Genomic DNA, 18464 nt, shown 5'->3' with positions numbered 1-18464 from the left:
ATTGGACTCAGTTGCCAATACAGGACTTTTAGTCCCTTTTTTTGAGATCATCAATTTTCGTGAAAGAATGGAGAGCCTGTCATTTATCGGGATTAAATAAATGGAAAAACTTGATTACAATCAGGGAACACAGCCCCGAAAAAATCCGAGGCCATAACATTTCAGAGGAAGATATCAGGGTACTTATGCCTTTTCCTTCGAGAAAGTTTCCTTTTGAATATCCGGCAAACCTGGCCGGTCCTCTTAAGCGGGCTGTGTTCCTGACTGTGTTCCTTACTGTATTCATTACTGTATTCCTGACTGTATTCTTGACTGCATTATAACCGTTGTTATTTTTATTGATTCTGATCCTTATCACGGATTTCTACCCTACGGATTTTTCCGCTGATGGTCTTCGGGAGTTCCTCCACGAATTCCACGATCCTCGGGTACTTGTAGGGGGCAGTGACTTTCTTTACGTGTTTCTGCAGCTCTTTCTTGAGCTCTTCCCCGGCTGTGTAATCTTTAGTGAGCACGATGGTCGCCTTGATGACCTGTCCCCTCACAGGGTCAGGAGCCCCAGTGATTGCGCATTCAAGCACTGCGGGGTGCTGGATAAGGGCACTTTCCACTTCAAAGGGCCCGACCTTGTACCCGGATGTCTTTATAATGTCGTCACCCCTTCCGACAAACCAGAGGTACCCGTCCTCATCCATCCAGGCCATGTCCCCGGTGTGGTAGTAGCCATCGTGCCAGGTCTCCTTAGTTCTTTTTTGGTCTTTTCCGTAGTGGACAAAGAGCCCTACGGGTTTTCCTTCTTTCGTATTGATGACGATTTCGCCTTCTTCTCCCACATCACAGAGGTTTCCTTCCCTGTCCATCAGTTCAATCTTGAAGCCAGGAGATGGTTTTCCGATTGATCCGGGTTTCGGTTCCATCCAGGGGAAGGTTGCGATAGTAACCACCGTTTCGGTCTGCCCGAAGCCTTCCATGAGCTTGATCCCTGTGAATTCCAGGAAGCGGTTGAAAACTTCGGGGTTCAGGGGCTCTCCTGCGACCACTGCATAGGTAAGGGTGCTGAAGTCATACTGGGAAAGGTCTTCTTTAATCAGGAAGCGGTAGATTGTGGGAGGGGCGCAGAAAGTGGTGACTCCGTATTTTGAGGCTTTTTCCAGCATGTGCTTTGCGTCGAAACGGTCGTAGTCATAAACAAAAACAGCGCACCCGGCAATCCACTGGCCGTAGAGTTTTCCCCAGACGCATTTTCCCCAGCCGCTGTCGGCAACCGTATAGTGCAGTCCGTCATCTTCCACATTTTGCCAGTAGCTGGCTGTAAGGATGTGCCCCAGGGAGTAGGTATGGTCGTGTTCCACCATTTTCGGAAAGCCAGCGGTTCCCGAGGAGAAGTATGCAAGGCAGATGTCTTCTTTTGTTGCGGCTTCACCGGTGGGGCGCTCGAAGTCGGGGGAAGCTTCCTCAAGTTCCTTCCTGAAATCAATCCAGCCTTCCCGGCTTTTCCCGCCGACCACGGCTTTCCCGAGGGGTACATTCCCGCATTCTGCATGGGCTTCGTCAACCTGTTCCGGGACTCCGTCCTCGGAGATGCAGACGATCATTTTGAGCCCGGCTTTTTCGATCCTGTAGACAATGTCCTGGGTTTTGAGCATGTGGGTTGCAGGCACGGCTATGGCTCCGAGCTTGTGCAGCCCAAGGATGCAGAACCAGAACTCATAGCGGCTTTTCAGGGTAAGCATCACGTAGTCGCCTTTCCCGACTCCGTGTTTCGCAAAGAAATTTGCAGCTTTGTCGCTGTAATACTTGAGGTCTTTGAAGGTGAAGATTTTTTCTTCTCCTTCGTCGTTACACCAGATCATGGCGCGTTTTTCAGGGAAGTCTTTTGCGTATTCATCCACGACATCGTAGGCAAAGTTGAAGTTTTCAGGAACGATGATCCTGAAGTTTTCGTGGAAATCCTCGTAGGATTCAAAATCGGTTTTTGGAACAAATCGGCTGAGTAAGGAAGTCATTTCGGACACCTGTCTAATTGCTTTCTGTTATTGCTTTCCGTGCTATGCTGTGGTTTTCAGGGTCGCTGTTCGGAATCAATTTTGATTCTTGAATCAATTTTGTTTATTGGCTGTATCGGATTATCATCCGTTATTGATCAATTTTGATTCTCGGATGTTTTAGATGATCACGGCAAGGAACTTTGCAGGCTTTCCTTCCAGGGCTTCCATGGCGTGTTCGTAGTTGGAGTCAAAGTAGATTGAGTCCCCTTCTTTCAGGACGATTTCGTTGTTGTGGATATATACTTTCAGGCTTCCTTCCAGCAGGTAGTTGAACTCCTGCCCAGGGTGGGAGTTAGTCCCGGGCTTTGTCCCCTCGGGTTTGGGTTCGACAGTGACGATGAAAAACTCTGCCTTTTTGTGGATGAACTTCTCGGCGAGGTTCTGGTACTTATACTGCTTCCTCCTCTCCACACTGACTCCTTTTCCCTCTCGTGTAACGGTAAAGATGTTCATCCGCGGCTCTTCCCCGGTCAGGAGAGTAGCCATGTCCACCTGCATCTTGTGTGCAATCTCAAAAAGGACACTTGCCGGGATATCCTCTTCTCCGCTTTCGTAGTTTTTGTAGGTTTCTTCCGGAATCTGCAGATACTCTACCATTTTTTCTACTGAGATCTCGGACAATTCCCGCATTTCATGGACGCGGGCTGCGATTTCCTTTATTTTTTCCTGCATGCTAGCATCTTCTCCAGCTTGGATTTATAGGAGTTTTAATTAAAGGATTGTTGAAAAACCTTTGCCCCCTTCCGGGGCACCTGTACACCATTGATATGGGGTATACACTTTAAGGCAGGGCCAGTATAAATATGACAGCAATAATAAATTCTTATTAATTTGCATTATGATTCGCTCCCCCTTTTCCCTCTCCATAAAAAGTTAATTTTACATTCCTATCAGGATTGCACCTCTATGCGGGGTTGCGCCTATACAGGATTGAACTTCTATCAGAATTATGTCTCTATGCGTAATTTTTCTGCGAAATCCACTTGCCCGGAAAATGGACAATACTGAAGAGTTTATGACTATGTACTGAAATTTTGAAGCTCTGAGGCTTATTTCAGGGTCTGCAGTCAAAAAGCTTTATACATCTCATGAGTTCAAATTGATTGGAAGTTTATCTCAAAATTTTATATTTCTTTAATAATTCTATGATTTTAACTTCCCGATAAAAACAGAAGTGTGAATAAAAGTATCCAATTAATTCAGGCTGAAGATTCTCAATTTTGTTTTAATGCTGCTTCTGAAAAATACTCTTAATTTTTGTTGAAAAACCCAAAAATCCAGAGCATCTGGTTGATTCAAATCTGTTTCACTTATGGGCTAAGCAAATATTATACTATAACTCTTTAATTTTTTAATTTTTAATATTCATTCTTTTATGTTTTTTCATTTATTCCATCCCGATGCCGTTTTTAATATCTATTATATTATATTTATTCAAATCCACATGTTTATATCTAACGAAATTTAATACCTTTAATATTAGTCTATATCAAAATCTAATGGGGGTTATGTAGTGGTAACTAAAGCTAAAATAATTGCCTGTCTATCATTGTTTTTTTTAATTTTTGCGATAGCTCCAGGCTCAGGCTCAGCTATGGAAACTGTTGTGCATCCCGGGCAATCGATTCAGCGTGCTTTGAACGATGCGTCTGAAGGCGATATAATAACTGTTAAACCCGGGATCTACTATCGATACGTTGAGATCAACAAAGACAATTTGACATTGAGGTCTGAGGCCGGTCCGGATGAAACTTTCATCGTCGGGACTACCTACTGTGCTGATGTAATCCAGGTAATCGCCAATAACGCAACAATAGACGGATTTTCCGTTTCTGTGAACGCGACGACAAAGGATTACTTCAATAATAACAATAGTGATGTACACGGGATCTGTCTTAATTCCAATATCAACAACTGCGTCATTGAAAACAACAATGTAACAAACACCGATATTGGAATTAATCTTAACACTGTCAAAGACTTCACTGTAAAAAACAATGAGGTCTCAAACAATGGCGTTGGAATCAACCTGTTTAAATCGGATAATAACCTGCTGACTTACAATCTGGTACGTTCCAATGACTGTGGTATAAAGATGCAGATTTCGACTGATAACCTGATTTATAACAACTCCTTCAACAATACGATAAACGCCGAAGACAACAGGAAGAATAGTAATAAGTTCAATATCACCACCTTTGGTAACTACTGGAGTGACTATAAAGGGGAAGATGTAAATCCTGAGGACGGTATCGGAGACACACCTTACGCAATTGACAACAAGAATCGCGACTACAGGCCGTTGATGAACTCTGGTTTTGAATCGGATGAACCGACAGTTACTCCAGAAACGCCTGCTCCATATCAACCTGTTGCAGCTTTTACAGCAGAACCTTATACTGGTACTGCTCCTCTGACGGTTTATTTCACGGACAATTCGGAAAATGCAACAAGCATTGAATGGGATCTTGACGGAGACGGCATATTTGAGACTCCTGATACCTCCAGCCCAGCATATACGTATGAGGAAGCAAAGACGTACACGGTGACGTTAAAAGCGATCAACGGAACCCTTAATAACACCACAACTCAGGAGATAACAGTTAATCCTGCAGAATCTCCAATCAATCCTTCTCCGATCAAACCTGTCGCAGCCTTTGAGTTTGAAACTACCTGGTTGAAGGTTAATTTCACAGATCTTTCCGAAAATACAACGACCTGGCTCTGGGACTTTGGAGATGGCAGTCAGTCCTATGTGCAGCACCCAACACACACATACACGGATCCAGGGACCTATGACGTCAACCTGACTGTGAGCAACGAAAACGGCACGGATTGGGAACTTGCTACAATAGAGGTTCTGGCACCTTCCGAACCATCTGATCCCGTCTTCCCTATTGCGAAATTCAGTTCCAACGTCACTTCCGGAGAAGCTCCCTTTACGGTGCAGTTCATTGACCTCTCCGAGAACGCCGATTCCTGGGCCTGGAACTTTGACGGGGACGGGGATGTCGATGATTACTCTGAGAACCCCGTGTATACTTACGAAACTGTAGGTAACTACACGGTTAACCTGACTGTAAGCAATGTAAACGGCAGCAACTCAACGGAAAAAATCGATTTTATCATAGTGGAAGTTGCCGATGATTCCGGTGATACTGGAGATTCCGGGGAAACCGGAGACTCAGAAAACTTGGTTTCAAGCTCCCACCGCAGCGGAGGTAATGGGGTAGGAAGTGCAAAGATTATCCGTAAGGAAAAACTGGAACCAATCGATGAATCTGATCTTGCTTCCGGTTCGAATTCTCCGGGAGAAAACTCCGAGAAATCTGATGAGTATAAAGCCCTGAAAGTACAGAGTGACATGGCAAATAATGTAGAGGCTTCAGGCTCTGAGCAGGAGGAAAGCGGAGGCAGCCTTCCCTGGATTTCACTGCCTGGTACAGTGGTCGGGCTTCTTCTGGTAGCTTACATGATGTGCAGGGGTAAAAATGAATAAATAATTGATTTTAGAGCTGTAAATAGGGCTGCTGATTGAAGAGAACCCGGTTTCCAAGATGAATTGGCTTTCCGAATGAAATTTAATGGAAAAAAGTTTAGCTTTCATCAGCAGCTGACTATAAGTGCCACAAAGTTTTCCCGGTGGTTTTCAAACTCCTCATTTGTGGCATCTTTCAACCATTTTTCTCCTCCGTGGACGGCGTGGTCTCCACAGATGAAGAATATTGTGCCTTTTTCGGAAGCTGAAAAAATTTCTCCTAAATTTTTGTCAACAGCCTTTGCTGCTTTTTTCATTTCTGCCCAGCTTTCGGCCCTGTGGGAAAAGCGGTCAAGAGCCCGCAGGTGCACGGCCAGGATATCGGGTTTTTCCTGAAGGGACTGCACTGCGTATCCCGTTATTTTCCGGTCATAGTCCAGGATGTCTTCGGAATTGGGCACCCCGTAATAATCTTTTATCCTGCCCTTGAAACTTTCGGCTCCTTCAGATTCGATCACAGCTGAAGCTTTTTTCCCTGCCTGGTACGCCCACTCCATGATGCTTTTCAGTTTGGGATTTTCAGGGTCTTTTGCTCTTTCAACGTAGATGTCTCCGGTTGAATAGATCCCGTGCTCTTCGGGAAAGTATCCTGTGAAAATGGACGCAATCGCGGGAGATGTATGAGTTGCCGGGGACTTACATTTGAAAAGCAGCCCTTTTTCGGCAAGTTCCCCTGTATTTTTCATTATCGAAGAGAAGTGCCTGTACAGGGAGTAGCCCAGACTGTCCACGATAATTATAACCGCTCTTTTGCAGTTGTTCTCATTTGCAAAACTCATTACCTCAGGAATCGGCCTGCCGGTAGGCGGGACCATGGGTATTTGCAGCAGTTTTGATAGCGTGGGAGCTATGTCGATTGTCCTGCACTCAAGAGCTTTCATATATTCTCCAGTATATATTTGATTCTACTGTTTAAATGTGTTTCCAGAACCTGGTAATAACACATTCCGGCTTTAAGTGTATATGAATTAATTTACAGAGAATTAAAAACCGAGGGGAAAGAGTGGGAACTGAAAGTGAAAAAAGCTCCGGGGGGAGAAGCAACTTTTAAGAAAGAAGAAAAATCCCCGGAGAAAGAAAACGAGGAAGCTCTTGGAGAAGGAGCCCCAGTGGGAGATGAACTTGATGAAGAAACTCTTGAAGGAGAGGAATTCTCCGAACTGATCAAATACACCCTTCCCGGGTACATCATCGGGCTTCTGGCGGGGATTTTCCTGGACTGGCAGGGGTATCAGCGAAGCCCTTTAGGGCAGGGGTATCAGCGAAGCCCTTTAGGGCAGTGGCTGGTCAGGACACTTGCGGGAGAAGGGGAGAGCATTTTCGAAGGTATCTATTCCGTGAAACAGCGCTTCCGGAAAGCTGAAGGCACGATGGCGGAAGCCTATGGATGGGGAAAACTGTTCGGGCTTGCGATTCCCTGGTTCATAGACCTGGGAAGCCGGCTGGCAGGAGTGGACGTGTACGGGATCCAGGGTTTTTATATCCCCTATTTCTATGCCCTGAGCGACCAGATTGGGGCCAACATCTCGGGACTGCTTTTCCTGAAAAAGAGAGAAGGTTCCTGGAATGCCGCTTTTGCGAGGTACTTCCGCCACCCCGTGATGCTGGCAAGCCTTGCGGTTATCACGCTTGTCCCCCTCGGGCTGCTGGGAGCAAGGTTCCTGGGTTTTAGCCCGACCACGCAGACTTACACCGCCCTTGAAACCATTGCTGCCAACCTCTGCTGGGTCCCGCCGGTGGTAGGCTGGTATGTGGAGAAATACCGATGACATGAAAGTTAATTCAAGTTGGAGTACCGTCGGGTCATTTATATATGGGCAGCAGTAGCAGCCAGCATTTATATGGGTTTATTGATACATATGTAGCATATCCACTACATATAATGATTGATCACCTGGTCTGAACGGCCTCGTGGAAATGAAAGATGGGCATAAAATCAGACATAAATCAGATATAAATCAGATATAAAAATGAATCCGGTGAGGCGTAAAAATGAAGAAAACAATGGTAGTACTTCTCCTGAGTGCTCTGGTGATAGGTACTTTCGGAGCAGGGGCAGTCAGTGCTGCAGTGAATAATGCTCAGACGAACAACGGCTTTTTCGGGCCCATGAAGATGTGGGCTGCGAGAAACGGAGGATATGGGGGGCAGGGTTATGGTCCCGGCTATGGCCCGGAGTACTGCACAGGCTATGGTTCCTATGGCCCTTATGCAGGCACGGGTGAACCTGTGGAACTTGAAGTAGAGACTGTAGACGAGGCTTTTGAAATCGCAAAGGATGAGATCGATGCCGGCGTTTCAAAAAACGATATTTATCAGATGGGCCGCTGGTGGGTCGTTTACTATGAGGATGAGGACGGCGCTTATAAACAGGCCAGAATCGATGCGGTAACAGGTGACGTGTTTACTGACTACACTGTTCCTGCAGGGCCTCAAAATGGCGGAAGGTATGCCAGAGGAACCGGCTGCAGGGCTTATGGCTATTAATTATGGCTATTAAACCATTCCTTTTTTTGTTGAACTCGAGCCCGAGGCCTTAATTCGATATACCATCGAAAACCCCTTTTACCGGGTATTTTTTATATTTATGGCTGAGATAAGTATCTAAAGAAAAAGGAGACAAAATAAGAAAAAACTGATCTATTCTGTAAAGATCTGTTTTTTTCGAGGTGAAAAGCTTGAACGGTATGGGATACAGCATGTACGGTTCTATATGGGGTTTTTTGCTGAACATTCTCATCATCCTGATCATTGTCGGCTCAGTGATCGTGCTGCTGAACAGGTCCGGCTATGCAGCCCCCGGCGACAATGAGAGGCTTGTGAGGATTGAAAAGGACGTAGAAGATATCAAAAAGACAGTTGAAGAAATAAAGAATAAGCTGGAAGAAATCTAAAACTTAATAAGGATCAGGTCATTTTAGGGGATATTTTCAGGTCCTAAAGTCCTAAAAACATGTGAAGGTACTCCAGATGGCAAAATCACTTCAGCAAATTGTTGAAATCGGCGAGGCCCTCTCTCACCCGGTCAGGTTAAAGTTGCTTTACCTGCTGGCTGAGAGGGAGAGGTACGTATATGAACTCGCCAAGGACCTGGACCTCTCAAGGCAGGTGGTAAACCTGCACCTCAAGCGTCTTGAAAAGGCCGGTTTTGTTGAAAGTGACCTCCGGCTCGAAGAAAATGACATGCGTGCCAAGAAGTTTTTCAGGTTAAAGGAATTCGATGTATCCCTCTGTATGGATGACCTGAAAGAGATTTTTGAATAATTCTTTGATTCCAGGCTTTCAGTTTAGGCTTTAAATTGCTTTTTTCCATTCCACACCTTTTTTTTCCATTTTTGCGTAGAAAAGGTCTGAATGAAGAGTGAAGAAATCTAGCCTTTACACTCTCCAAACGGTTCTTCACTTTCATTTGCGTCTTAAAATCTAAATCCGAACTTCCAGGCCTGTCTGGTTCACTCGAGGATTTCCTCGTTTTCCACTTCCCAGGCTGGTTCGTTTATTGCAAAGAGTGTCAGGTTCGTGCTACCGGTGTTCCGGGTTGACTGGGTGGCGTTTGCGGGGATATACACCATCTGCCCGGGCCTCAGATCGACAGGCAGGTCTTCGATATAAATTACTCCCTCTCCTTCCAGAACGTAGTGGATCTCGGGGTTTTTCATCCTGTGGGGGGCAAGGGCCTCTCCGGGCTTGATGATGGCATGGGCGATGCTGTAGTCGAGGTACACGTCCTTCTCATAAAGCTCCGGGTGGAAGAGGTTGCTTATGAAAATGTTTCCTTCCCGGCTGAAGTACTCGCATTCGTCCAGGTTTTTTGTCAGGATGTAGTCATCGGCGTAGAGTCCCGATCCCACCAGGCAGTCCTCACCGTTAACTGAAACTCCCTTGATGAAGGCATATTTCAGGGAAGGTTCGACTTCTCCGGGTTTTGGCCAGTAATATGAAACCCAGCCTTCCCCATCGTCGCTAAGAGCCGTTTCAATGAAGAGTTTTCCGATCGGTTTTCCCCTGGAATCCTGCAGTCCGTTCATGTTTTTTCCTTCCCCTTCTGTGTTAGGGGGATACACAAGGCGTATGCCATCGGTTTTCCAGACAAAGATGTAAAAGTCGTTCTGCATCCATTCACTCTCGGGCTGCCTGAACTCGGGGAACGATTCTTCTCCCTTTTCTTCAATAAGGGCGGCAGCGTCCTTTACCCTGGATGCAATATACTCTTTCTGAAGCAGGACTTCACTTGGGGCTTCCCGGAGGGCTCCCACCTGTTCCGTGGCAACATTTTCGCTTACTCCTTCAGTCTGGGAGTCGTTCCCGGCATCTGCTACGGGTTTTTCGGATACGCATCCTGCAGCTAGCAGCATGCAGGTAAGTAAGAAAAGAACACAAATTGTTTTTTTTAGTTGATTCATAGTACACCTTCTCAATAAACTGAAAACATCAACTTTTTCACTCTTTTAATATATAAAATTTGATTGATTATCAGTAGTTCCGAATCCCCGATTTCCGAAAAACGAATTCAGGAGGTCATTGAGTTGAAAATAAAATCAAAATGGTTTAGCTATTTGAAGTAAGTCTGATCTAAACTGCCTGAACAGTAAAAATATATTCCTTGCGGAATAATAGGTTTTTGTGAAGTAATACGTTTTCTATGAAGTGCCAGATTTCCTTTTAAACAGGTTCCTCAAGTTTTTTCGCCCTAACGCCGGTTCCAGGGTTCTCTAAGGGTTGCCGGACAGCGGTCCCGAAGTTCACACTCCCCGCAGTTCCTGGGGTGGGTCGGGCAGCCCGTTTCCAGAGCGTAGGCAGCGGTGAGCCCTGCCTCCCTGTTTCCTGAATAACGTTTCTCCAGTATCTCTGCCTTTTTTTCGATTCCCTCTGGATAAGCCTCCGGGTAATACCCGCTCCAGGCGACGTCCTTTAGTCCGGCATCCCTGCACTTTTCAGCAAGTTTTTCCATCATCTCCTTTTCCGGCCCCGGATGGTAGTAAAGCACGAAATTCGGCCTGAACCCTATGAGACGGTAAGGAATTTCAGGGTCAAGAGCTGCAATGTATTCCGCAATCTTTACGACCTGCTTATCGGTCATGCCGGGGATAGCCACTGTCCTGAAGACACGGATCTTTTCCCTGGCATTTTCTGCAAGGTATGAGGCGTTCCTGAGCACGGGTCCCACGGGTGCCCCGGTAAGTGCGCGGTGCACCTCGTCATCAAAAGCCTTTATCTCAAGTGTGATGCTGCTGCAAATCCCCGCAATCCTTTCCATCGATTCTGGGGTACAAAAACCGCCGGTAGCAAGCCCTACTCCGAGTTTCGAATCCCTTTTCCGGAGGACTCCGGCTACTTCTTCGATATAAGGGAGGTGTATGATCGGGTCCCCACCCGTGAAGCTTATCTTGTCGATTTCGAACTCTTTTTCGAATTCTTTTCCGGAAACGTTACAGGCTGACCCGCGATATGAAGGCTCATTGTATGCAGACCCGCTGTATGCCCTGATCCTGGTTTCAGCATCGGAAACCAGTTCTTCGGGGCTGATATGCCTGCCGTACCACCAGAGAGGGTCCGGGTACTGGGAGATGCGGTAAGCGTTGCAGTGCAGGCAGCGGTAACAGCAGCCGAGCAGGGTTACGGAATAGCTTTTCAGGGTTCCGGAAAGGCTTGTTGCAGCGACTTCAGGACCACCTACCCGGCAGACTCCCCGCTCTCCTGCCAGGCGGTTTACGCCACAGCGCCATTCACAGAGTTCACAGTTTTCAAGGTCTGTCATTTTAATACGCCCGAACTACTGAAGAAGGGAAACAACATTAATTTTTTCTCTATTAATGTGGATGTTCCTGCCTTTCAAACTGCATGCTTTTCCTAAGCACTTACCGTGAACACTTTTGCAAGAAAGCTTTTCCATGAACCTGGATGCTGAATTCTAACCTTTATTTATATTTTATTTAAGAAATTTTCAACAGAATTATATCACAGGGAATCCAAATACTAATGGGGGATTGGAATGGCTATTGCAGTTCATGAGGGTCTGGAGCTTTCTCCGGAATATATTATTGAAGAAATTCTTGCTTTGCACCGGGATATCAGGGACCTGTCCGATGAAGAAATCCTGTACGGGCCGTCCGACCGAAACGGGGAGTTGTTCAGGAAACTGGATGCCCTGATAACGCTGGAGATGGACGATAAAATAGCCCTGGAGATTTTGCAAAAGGAAGAACTCGAACCGATTTTTACCGACATCATCAGGTTCAGGAACCTGTACACCGTGAAACTCGAAACCGAGCATGCTAATGAAGTCCTTGCAGATAAATCGCCCTGGGACGTCCTTGAGCAGTTTCCTTTTTACGGAAATTACCTGAAACTTGTCCGCACGGAATACGAAGGGCTCGGGCTAAAAGCCGGGGACAGGGTTGCCTTCCTCGGGAGCGGGCCGCTTCCCCTTACCCTTGTGGTTTTTTTCAGGCAGTATGGGGTAAAGAGCATCGGGATAGAGCAGAATTCCACCCGGGCGTATATGTCAAAAAGAGTCCTGGAAAAGCTCGGGCTTTCGGAAGATATAAGGATACTCAACGGAAACCATTTCTCTCTTGATGGAAGGGATTTCGTGCCAGGTCCCGATTCAGGAGTAAAAGCCCTGATGGTGGCTGCCCAGGCGGAACCCAAAAAGGAAATTTTCGGGCACCTTCTGGAGGTCATGCCTGTCGGGAGCAGGATCTCGTGCAGGATTTACGAAAAAGGGCTCAGGAAACTGCTGAACGGGAGCTGCCTCTTTGACCTTCCTGAGGGTTTCGAGGAGCAGGAAAGGGTGCATCCCGAGCCTCCGGTCTATAACACCGTTGTGTTCCTTGAGAAAAAAAGATAAGATGTGCCGGGGCACAGCTTAATCGATTGCGTCTGTCTGTCGGATGGGATCTGCTTCGTCGGCAGAGATCCGTTTCACCGGCAGAGATCTGTTTCACCTGAAGACTTCACTTAATCGGAAGCTGAACCTCGGTCATCAGTTCTTCTTCCGGGACTTCGGCAGGGTCGTTAAAGTACAGTTCCCTGCTCGGGCCGAAATGTCCCAGGGGTTCCAGGTTCTTTTCAGCGGCGTAGGCAAAGATACGGGAATAGCCTGCCTCGACACCCTGGTATGGTCCTCTGTAGACCACGGAAATCGCCCGGATGCCGGGGAGGGTCCTGACTTCCATTTTCGGGTCTTCCACCGAGATCCTGCCCGAAACCGGGAGGGCGACTTCGATATCGGCATCTTCTTCTTTGTATTCTTCGTCATGGCAGAGGAACATGATAGGGCCTGTTACTTTTACGCGGTTTCGCCGGTTTTCGGGGCTGTCCACGCAGGCACAGAGTTCGCCTATGAGTTTTCCGATCGTTACGGCGTAAACGCCCTTTTCGCGCTTGCTTATCACGCGCATTTCAGGGACTTCCTTTATAACGGGATCTGTTATTGACATCTTGAATAACTCCAGTATTTTTCCGTCTTGCTTGCAGGCGCCCCGCAAAATGCCTTCGATTTTCTGCAGCTGCCCGATCTCCAGCCGGATGTCCTCAAGCCTCTTTTTGAAGCAGGCTTCCATAACCTCACAGTTTCCCGTGCTTTCTGCGTCCAGAAGCACAGTGACCTCGTCCAGGGAAAATCCCAGGAATGCGAGAGTTTTGATCGTCATCCCCCTCTCGACCTGGGCAACCGTGTAGTAACGGTAGCCGGTAAAGGAATCTTTTGCTTCCGGAACAAGCAGCCCTTTCCGGTCATAGAGGCGGAGTGCTTTTTGCGTGAGGCGGGTCATGAAGGAAAACTTTCCGATTGGGATCTGATCGATTTGCATCTTGCTCAACCCTTAATTGCCCTGAAATTAGATAAACTGCCTTACTTTTCCCCGGGGAAAGGTTTGGTTTTTATATTAATAAAATTTAGTTTATTATATATTAGTAGAACTATATTTTCAGAATTCAAAGCATGTTGTCGATATTATTACAGGGAATCCTGTTTGCTATAAGCTGAATTCAAAAGAATCAGGCATCATGCTTTGAGGTTCATTGCAAGGGGGGTAGAAGTTATGGGGAACACAAAGAATTCAAAATTTTTCGGACTACTGGCTCTCGTGGTGGTCATGCTCGCAGCCGCCGGCTGCGTTGAGACGCCCGAATCAGGCACAGAACCAGATGCGGAGACAGACATAGAGTCCGACGTATACTGGCCAACTGAGGACTGGCGGACATCAACTCCGGAACAGCAGGGAATAGACTCGGAAAAACTGGCTGAGACGCTGGATTACATTCAAGAAGAGGACGTTAACATTCACAGCTTGCTGCTCATAAGAAACGGCTACGTCGTGGCGGATGCTTACTTTTATCCCTTTGCTGAGGGTTCCATACACGACACCGCTTCCGTTACCAAAAGTTTCACGTCAACCCTGACCGGCATTGCCATTTCCGAGGGACACATCTCAGGTGTCGAGCAGCCCGTCCTGGAATTCTTCCCGGAACGGAGCGTGGAAAACCTTGATGCGAGGAAGGAGGCAATGACCCTGGAAGACCTTCTTACCATGAGGTCGGGCTTTGAGAACGTAAATGATGAAAACACGCTGGATCAGATGCGGGAAAGCCCGGACTGGGTCCAGTTTACGCTTGACCTGCCCATGGCAGAAGAACCGGGCACCCGTTTCGTCTACTGCAGCTGCAACTCGCATCTCCTCTCCGGGATCATCCGGGAGACCACCGGCATGAACGAACTGGACTATGCCAATGCGAGTCTTTTTGAGCCTCTCGGCATCCAGAACGTCAGCTGGCCTTCTGACCCTCAGGGGAACAACCACGGGTGGGGTGACCTGCGTTTGGCTCCCCCGGATATGGCAAAACTGGGGTACCTCTACCTGAATGAAGGTGCCTGGGAAGGGGAACAGGTAGTGCCGGCAGAATGGGTGAATAAATCGACGCAAAAGCATGTCTCTCTAAAAGAGGAAGTAGGATATGGGTACCATTGGTGGACTCCAGCCCCAGGCCCAGCCCCAGGCAGTTTCCCTGGGTTTTATGAAGCCAATGGTCGTGGCGGCCAACGCATAATTGTCTGGCCTGAGAAAAACATTATAGTTGTGACCACAGGCGGAGGTTTTGAGCCCGGAGATCTTTCTCCCTTCCTTCTTGCATCTCTGCAGTCGGATCAGGCCCTGCCTGAAAACCCGGAAGCCTATGGGCAGCTCCAGGACAAAATAACGGCTGCCTCAAATCCCCCTGATCCCGAACCAGTCCCTCCCCTGCCGGAGATGGCAGAGGAAATTTCAGGTGAAACGTATGTAATTGAGCCAAACCCTCTAGGCGTCATGACTATCTCCCTGAGTTTTCCGGGGCAGGAGGAAGCAATTCTCAACCTCTCCCTGGAAGATGAGCAGCAGGTGCTGCCGATAGGGCTGGATAATGTTTACCGCCTATCTCCCGGGGGGGAGTTCGGACCTCTTGCCCTGAAGGGGTTCTGGAAAACAGACACAGAATTCGTTCTCTACTACAATGAGGTCTCCAATATTAACAACTACCAGGTGAACATGACCTTTGAAAACGAGGAGGTAACCCTTCAGATTGAAGAACTGACAGGGCTTGGAGGTGCAACATTTAGCGGCAGGCTTGAAAGCGACAGCAGCTGAAGGGCCGAAGAAGCTTGAGGAATGCGTTTTTCCGCATTCACGCAACCTCAGGAGCAAGGGAAGGGCCTTCCTCACTTACAGTTTTTTCCGTTCCTGAGAATTCCAAACTCCCTCCAGAGCAGGCCCAGTACGATCAGGAGCATCAGGAATTCCGCAGCCGGGGTTGCAAGCCATACTCCTTCAAGACCCAGGAAGGGTGGTAAAATCCAGAGCAAGGGAAAAAGGAAAATAAATACTTTCCCGAGCTGGATGAAAAGGGATGTTCTGACCCTGTTTATGGCCTGGAAATACACGGAACCCGGCATGACCGTTCCCTGGGCAAGGAGGGAAAATATGAAAATCCCCATGCCGTTGAGGGTAATTTCCAGGAGTTCGGGGCTGTCGTGGTTGAAGATCCGGATAACCTGTTCCGGATCTTCGGAGAGAAAGAGAAATCCGACTGCTCCTGTCCCAATGCAGGAAATAGCGGCCAGTTTCAGGGTTTTGGCAACGCGGGAGTAACAGTGGGCTCCGTAATTGAAACCGATTATGGGCTGGGTACCTACTGCGATTCCTTCAAAGACCGGGGAGAAGATCGAGAAGATATACCCTATGATACTTTATTATCTCAAGAACAATTTAAGGCTCCAGGCAGGGGGCTTGGGGTTTAACCTCAGCCCGGTCTTTCAGGAAACGCTTTTCAGACTCGGCATTTTTAAAATAGAAGTAAACTATATTTTTCTGCTACGGCCTGTTTTTATCTGAGTAAGCCTATCATCCATTAAACAAATCCTGTATATTCACTTCCTCACTTCAATGATTCTAAAAGAGATGGTGCTCAAATATGGCAAACAAAAAAGTACATATAATCTTCACCGAATCGGCGGGGGGTTCCTTGAGATTTGCTCTCCGCGGCAATCCCGGGGAAACTGTCCTGGTCCTTCCCGATGACCTGGGCCTGGGCCCGATCTCCCCTTACGACCCGGAAGTGAGGAAAGCGTATTTCAAATCCCTTTTTGCGGAAATAGAAGACGTAGACTATATGACTCAATCGCCTGAAGCCGAAAAGTTCTGGAACCGGGTGAAAGACTTCTGGAAGCAGGTCTCTGAGACCGAAGCCGAAAGGATCGTCTGGTTTACCCGCAGGTCCGTTTTTGAATATACGGGCTTCCTGGAACTGCTTTCCCGGGAAAAAAATCCTTCCGGGCTCCTTGTTGTGGATCTTACAGACGGCCTTGAGGTTGTGTATGAAGAAAAAGAAAATGAGGGACCCGTACGTGTAGTCCCGAGATCCCTCGGGGAATTAAGGCCGGAGTGGCTCCTGTCTGGGAAAAACAGGGCTAGGCGTTTAACGGAAGAAGAACTCGCCTATTACCTGCGCAGGTGGGAAGAGCTAAAAAAAGATGACAGGCCGCTTCGTACTCTCTGGCGAGGGCAGCTTTATGCCGAATCTCCCGATATTTATGACGAAAAGATCCGGGAAACCGTGCCTGAAACCTGGGTCAATGCGGCAAGAGTTGTCGGAGCAGCGCTCAGCAAACTCTCCGAAGAATACAACCAGGCAGGGGATACGTATATCTATTTACGCCTGCTCGAACTGGCAAAAACCGGGCTTATTGAGTCGGAAGGAGAGCGCCGCTCCATGAGGTTCCTGAAGGTCAGGAAAACCCCAGGCAGCTCACTTTAAATGGCCTGCTAAAAAGCTGCTTAAATCATATATAGAAAAATTAAAAAATCTTATGGAGTAAAAATACTCCTGGCATAAGATAAAGTATTGATATGGGTAAGGGACCGAAACTTATAGCTCTGGGGTTTTGGGTTTCTGGAATCCGGTCCCTTTGTATTTTGTTTATCGTTTTCATGCAGTGAAGCATGCAGTGAAGCATGCAGGAGAGCTTTTGTAATGGTGGAGTAAATTACACAACCCGGGGTTCAAAGCAACGGTGGGTCTTTTTTCCTGTAGCATGACAGCATCAGGTCCCTGGGTAAGTTCTTCCTGCGTGCTTCATGTTTTTTCTCCGACTTCAGGGTTCAAGGGGTTCTGGATCAGGGATAGGCGAGGTCTCTTCCGGAATTATCCATGTGAAATATGTGGCCCAGTTCTTACCCAGGAAGTCAATGTCACCTGCCCAAGCACTTTCTTCGAGTAGTATTAAGCCTCCATCTTCTACTCCCACTTCCTCTTTCTGCACGACTGCATGGGCTGCGATGACCACGTCATCCCCTGCTCCAAGACCCAGGTCTTCAAGAGAAATGTTATAGGTAACTTTTGTCACTCCGGGGAGCTGATCATCTCCATATTCAAACTGGCCGGGGATCGGGTTTCCTTTCTTTGTTGCCGGAATATCCTCAAGGCTCCTTGCAACGATAAGGTGGGTTTCGTTTAAGGTCCATCCGTTTTGTGTTGTATATTCTACGGAGAGGTTAGTGTCGTCACATGTGGCGTTTACCATTCCGACTTCAAGCGTCTGGTTGGCCAGCAGGGCTACCGACGTATCTGCCGAAGCGAGCGGGACAATTGTCAGTAATACAATTGACAATGCAAGCAATTTCTTCAATGTCTTCATTGATCACACCTTTCAATTTTTAAATAAGTTTTCGCTTTATACGGGATCTTTAGTTTTATTTCAAGGTTGGAGGACAGACAATGATGAGTCATTTCTATCTATTACTTTCTACAGTCCAATAATTTTTAGTACTTTCTTTTTGAAGGATATGCCAGTCCCCAACTCTCAAAGTTTTTCAATTTTTGTCTTAGTCGAATAACTATATAAACATTTTTTCTGGCAGGGTGAAACAGCTGATTTCCGATGGAATTTAAAACTTTATTAAACCGTATTTTTTCCGAAAAATAGATTTCCCACTTTGGAATTAAAATTAAACACATTATCAAGCTTCTGCATAAACTTTTTAATTATAAATGCACGTTTTTTGCATAAAAAATTGAAGAAATGTGTTAATATAGAGAAAAATGCTTATTTTAATGAACTAAAAATTTGGATTGGCACGTCAGTTGCGCGCAACTAATTTTCGCTAACAAAAAACGATATTTAATGATATATAATTATTTCACCTGTATATCATTAGACTAAAATATTAATTTCAATAAACTATCTATTAGTATTATACAGATATAGTTATACAGATGTAATAACAGATTATTCATGCAAGTTTTGAATCAATTTTATTGACGAGAGTGGCATTTAAGTAAAAGGGCATGATATTTTGAGAATAACAGGCACAACAAAGGAAAGTACTACCATCTAACTCTTT

The 18464-nt window shown here is 46.7% G+C and carries 16 protein-coding genes; 8 read left to right on the top strand and 8 right to left on the bottom strand.

The genetic code is table 11. From position 1 onward, the window contains the following. Nucleotides 1-335 precede the first annotated feature (335 nt). The gene (locus tag ACSAZK_RS01600) at nt 336-2006 is read right to left on the bottom strand and encodes an AMP-binding protein (protein ID WP_440955689.1); all 1671 of its coding nucleotides are present in this window, start codon (nt 2004-2006) and stop codon (nt 336-338) included. Nucleotides 2007-2165: 159 nt separating this feature from the next. Continuing rightward, entirely contained in the window at nt 2166-2720 is a 555-nt protein-coding gene (locus ACSAZK_RS01595; protein WP_440955688.1) for a cupin domain-containing protein, read from the bottom strand. 922 nt (nt 2721-3642) lie between these two features. Here ACSAZK_RS01595 and ACSAZK_RS01590 point away from each other — a divergent pair. Further along, the gene (locus tag ACSAZK_RS01590; protein ID WP_440955687.1) at nt 3643-5547 is read left to right on the top strand and encodes a PKD domain-containing protein; all 1905 of its coding nucleotides are present in this window, start codon (nt 3643-3645) and stop codon (nt 5545-5547) included. Nucleotides 5548-5654: 107 nt separating this feature from the next. On the opposite strand, the gene ACSAZK_RS01585 is transcribed toward ACSAZK_RS01590, so the two are convergent. Continuing rightward, entirely contained in the window at nt 5655-6467 is an 813-nt protein-coding gene (locus tag ACSAZK_RS01585; protein ID WP_440955686.1) for an alkaline phosphatase family protein, read from the bottom strand. A 135-nt stretch (nt 6468-6602) separates the two neighbouring features. Here ACSAZK_RS01585 and ACSAZK_RS01580 point away from each other — a divergent pair, with 135 nt between their 5' ends. The 4 genes from ACSAZK_RS01580 (at nt 6603) to ACSAZK_RS01565 (ending at nt 8850) form a co-directional block, all read left to right on the top strand. Continuing rightward, entirely contained in the window at nt 6603-7355 is a 753-nt protein-coding gene (locus tag ACSAZK_RS01580; RefSeq protein ID WP_440955685.1) for a hypothetical protein, read from the top strand. Between the two features lie 223 nt (nt 7356-7578). Beyond that, nucleotides 7579-8073, top strand: a complete 495-nt coding sequence (locus ACSAZK_RS01575; RefSeq protein WP_440955684.1) for a PepSY domain-containing protein — start codon at nt 7579-7581, stop codon at nt 8071-8073. 200 nt (nt 8074-8273) lie between these two features. Further along, on the top strand, nt 8274-8480 hold the full coding sequence (locus ACSAZK_RS01570) for a hypothetical protein (protein ID WP_440955683.1): 207 nt from the start codon (nt 8274-8276) through the stop codon (nt 8478-8480). Between the two features lie 76 nt (nt 8481-8556). Further along, entirely contained in the window at nt 8557-8850 is a 294-nt protein-coding gene (locus tag ACSAZK_RS01565; protein ID WP_440955682.1) for an ArsR/SmtB family transcription factor, read from the top strand. 188 nt (nt 8851-9038) lie between these two features. Here ACSAZK_RS01565 and ACSAZK_RS01560 read toward each other — a convergent pair whose 3' ends face one another. Continuing rightward, nucleotides 9039-9941: a cache domain-containing protein gene (locus tag ACSAZK_RS01560; protein WP_440955681.1), complete on the bottom strand. Its 903-nt coding sequence runs from the start codon at nt 9939-9941 to the stop codon at nt 9039-9041. Nucleotides 9942-10276: 335 nt separating this feature from the next. Next, nucleotides 10277-11344, bottom strand: coding sequence for a radical SAM protein (locus ACSAZK_RS01555; protein ID WP_440955680.1), 1068 nt, complete (start codon nt 11342-11344; stop codon nt 10277-10279). Between the two features lie 234 nt (nt 11345-11578). Between ACSAZK_RS01555 and ACSAZK_RS01550 the strand changes: the two genes are divergently transcribed. After that, on the top strand, nt 11579-12436 hold the full coding sequence (locus ACSAZK_RS01550; protein ID WP_440955679.1) for a nicotianamine synthase family protein: 858 nt from the start codon (nt 11579-11581) through the stop codon (nt 12434-12436). 106 nt (nt 12437-12542) lie between these two features. Here the strand turns inward: ACSAZK_RS01550 and ACSAZK_RS01545 are convergent, their stop codons facing one another. Beyond that, complete coding sequence (locus ACSAZK_RS01545; protein ID WP_440955678.1) at nt 12543-13400, bottom strand: MerR family transcriptional regulator; 858 nt, start codon at nt 13398-13400, stop codon at nt 12543-12545. Between the two features lie 231 nt (nt 13401-13631). Between ACSAZK_RS01545 and ACSAZK_RS01540 the strand changes: the two genes are divergently transcribed. Continuing rightward, on the top strand, nt 13632-15212 hold the full coding sequence (locus ACSAZK_RS01540; protein WP_440955677.1) for a serine hydrolase domain-containing protein: 1581 nt from the start codon (nt 13632-13634) through the stop codon (nt 15210-15212). Between the two features lie 71 nt (nt 15213-15283). On the opposite strand, the gene ACSAZK_RS01535 is transcribed toward ACSAZK_RS01540, so the two are convergent. Beyond that, on the bottom strand, nt 15284-15739 hold the full coding sequence (locus ACSAZK_RS01535; protein WP_440957075.1) for an MATE family efflux transporter: 456 nt from the start codon (nt 15737-15739) through the stop codon (nt 15284-15286). Between the two features lie 296 nt (nt 15740-16035). Here ACSAZK_RS01535 and ACSAZK_RS01530 point away from each other — a divergent pair, with 296 nt between their 5' ends. Beyond that, nucleotides 16036-16878, top strand: a complete 843-nt coding sequence (locus tag ACSAZK_RS01530; protein WP_440955676.1) for a DUF3658 domain-containing protein — start codon at nt 16036-16038, stop codon at nt 16876-16878. Nucleotides 16879-17215: 337 nt separating this feature from the next. Here ACSAZK_RS01530 and ACSAZK_RS01525 read toward each other — a convergent pair whose 3' ends face one another. After that, nucleotides 17216-17731 carry a hypothetical protein gene (locus ACSAZK_RS01525; RefSeq protein ID WP_440955675.1) on the bottom strand — a complete coding sequence of 172 codons (516 nt, stop codon included), beginning with the start codon at nt 17729-17731 and terminating at the stop codon, nt 17216-17218. Nucleotides 17732-18464: the final 733 nt, after the last annotated feature.

It is taken from the genome of Methanosarcina sediminis (assembly GCF_052056915.1).
Lineage (GTDB): Archaea > Halobacteriota > Methanosarcinia > Methanosarcinales > Methanosarcinaceae > MTP4.
Note: the sequence above shows the minus strand (reverse complement) of the source record. Positions and strands in the feature narration are given on the sequence as shown.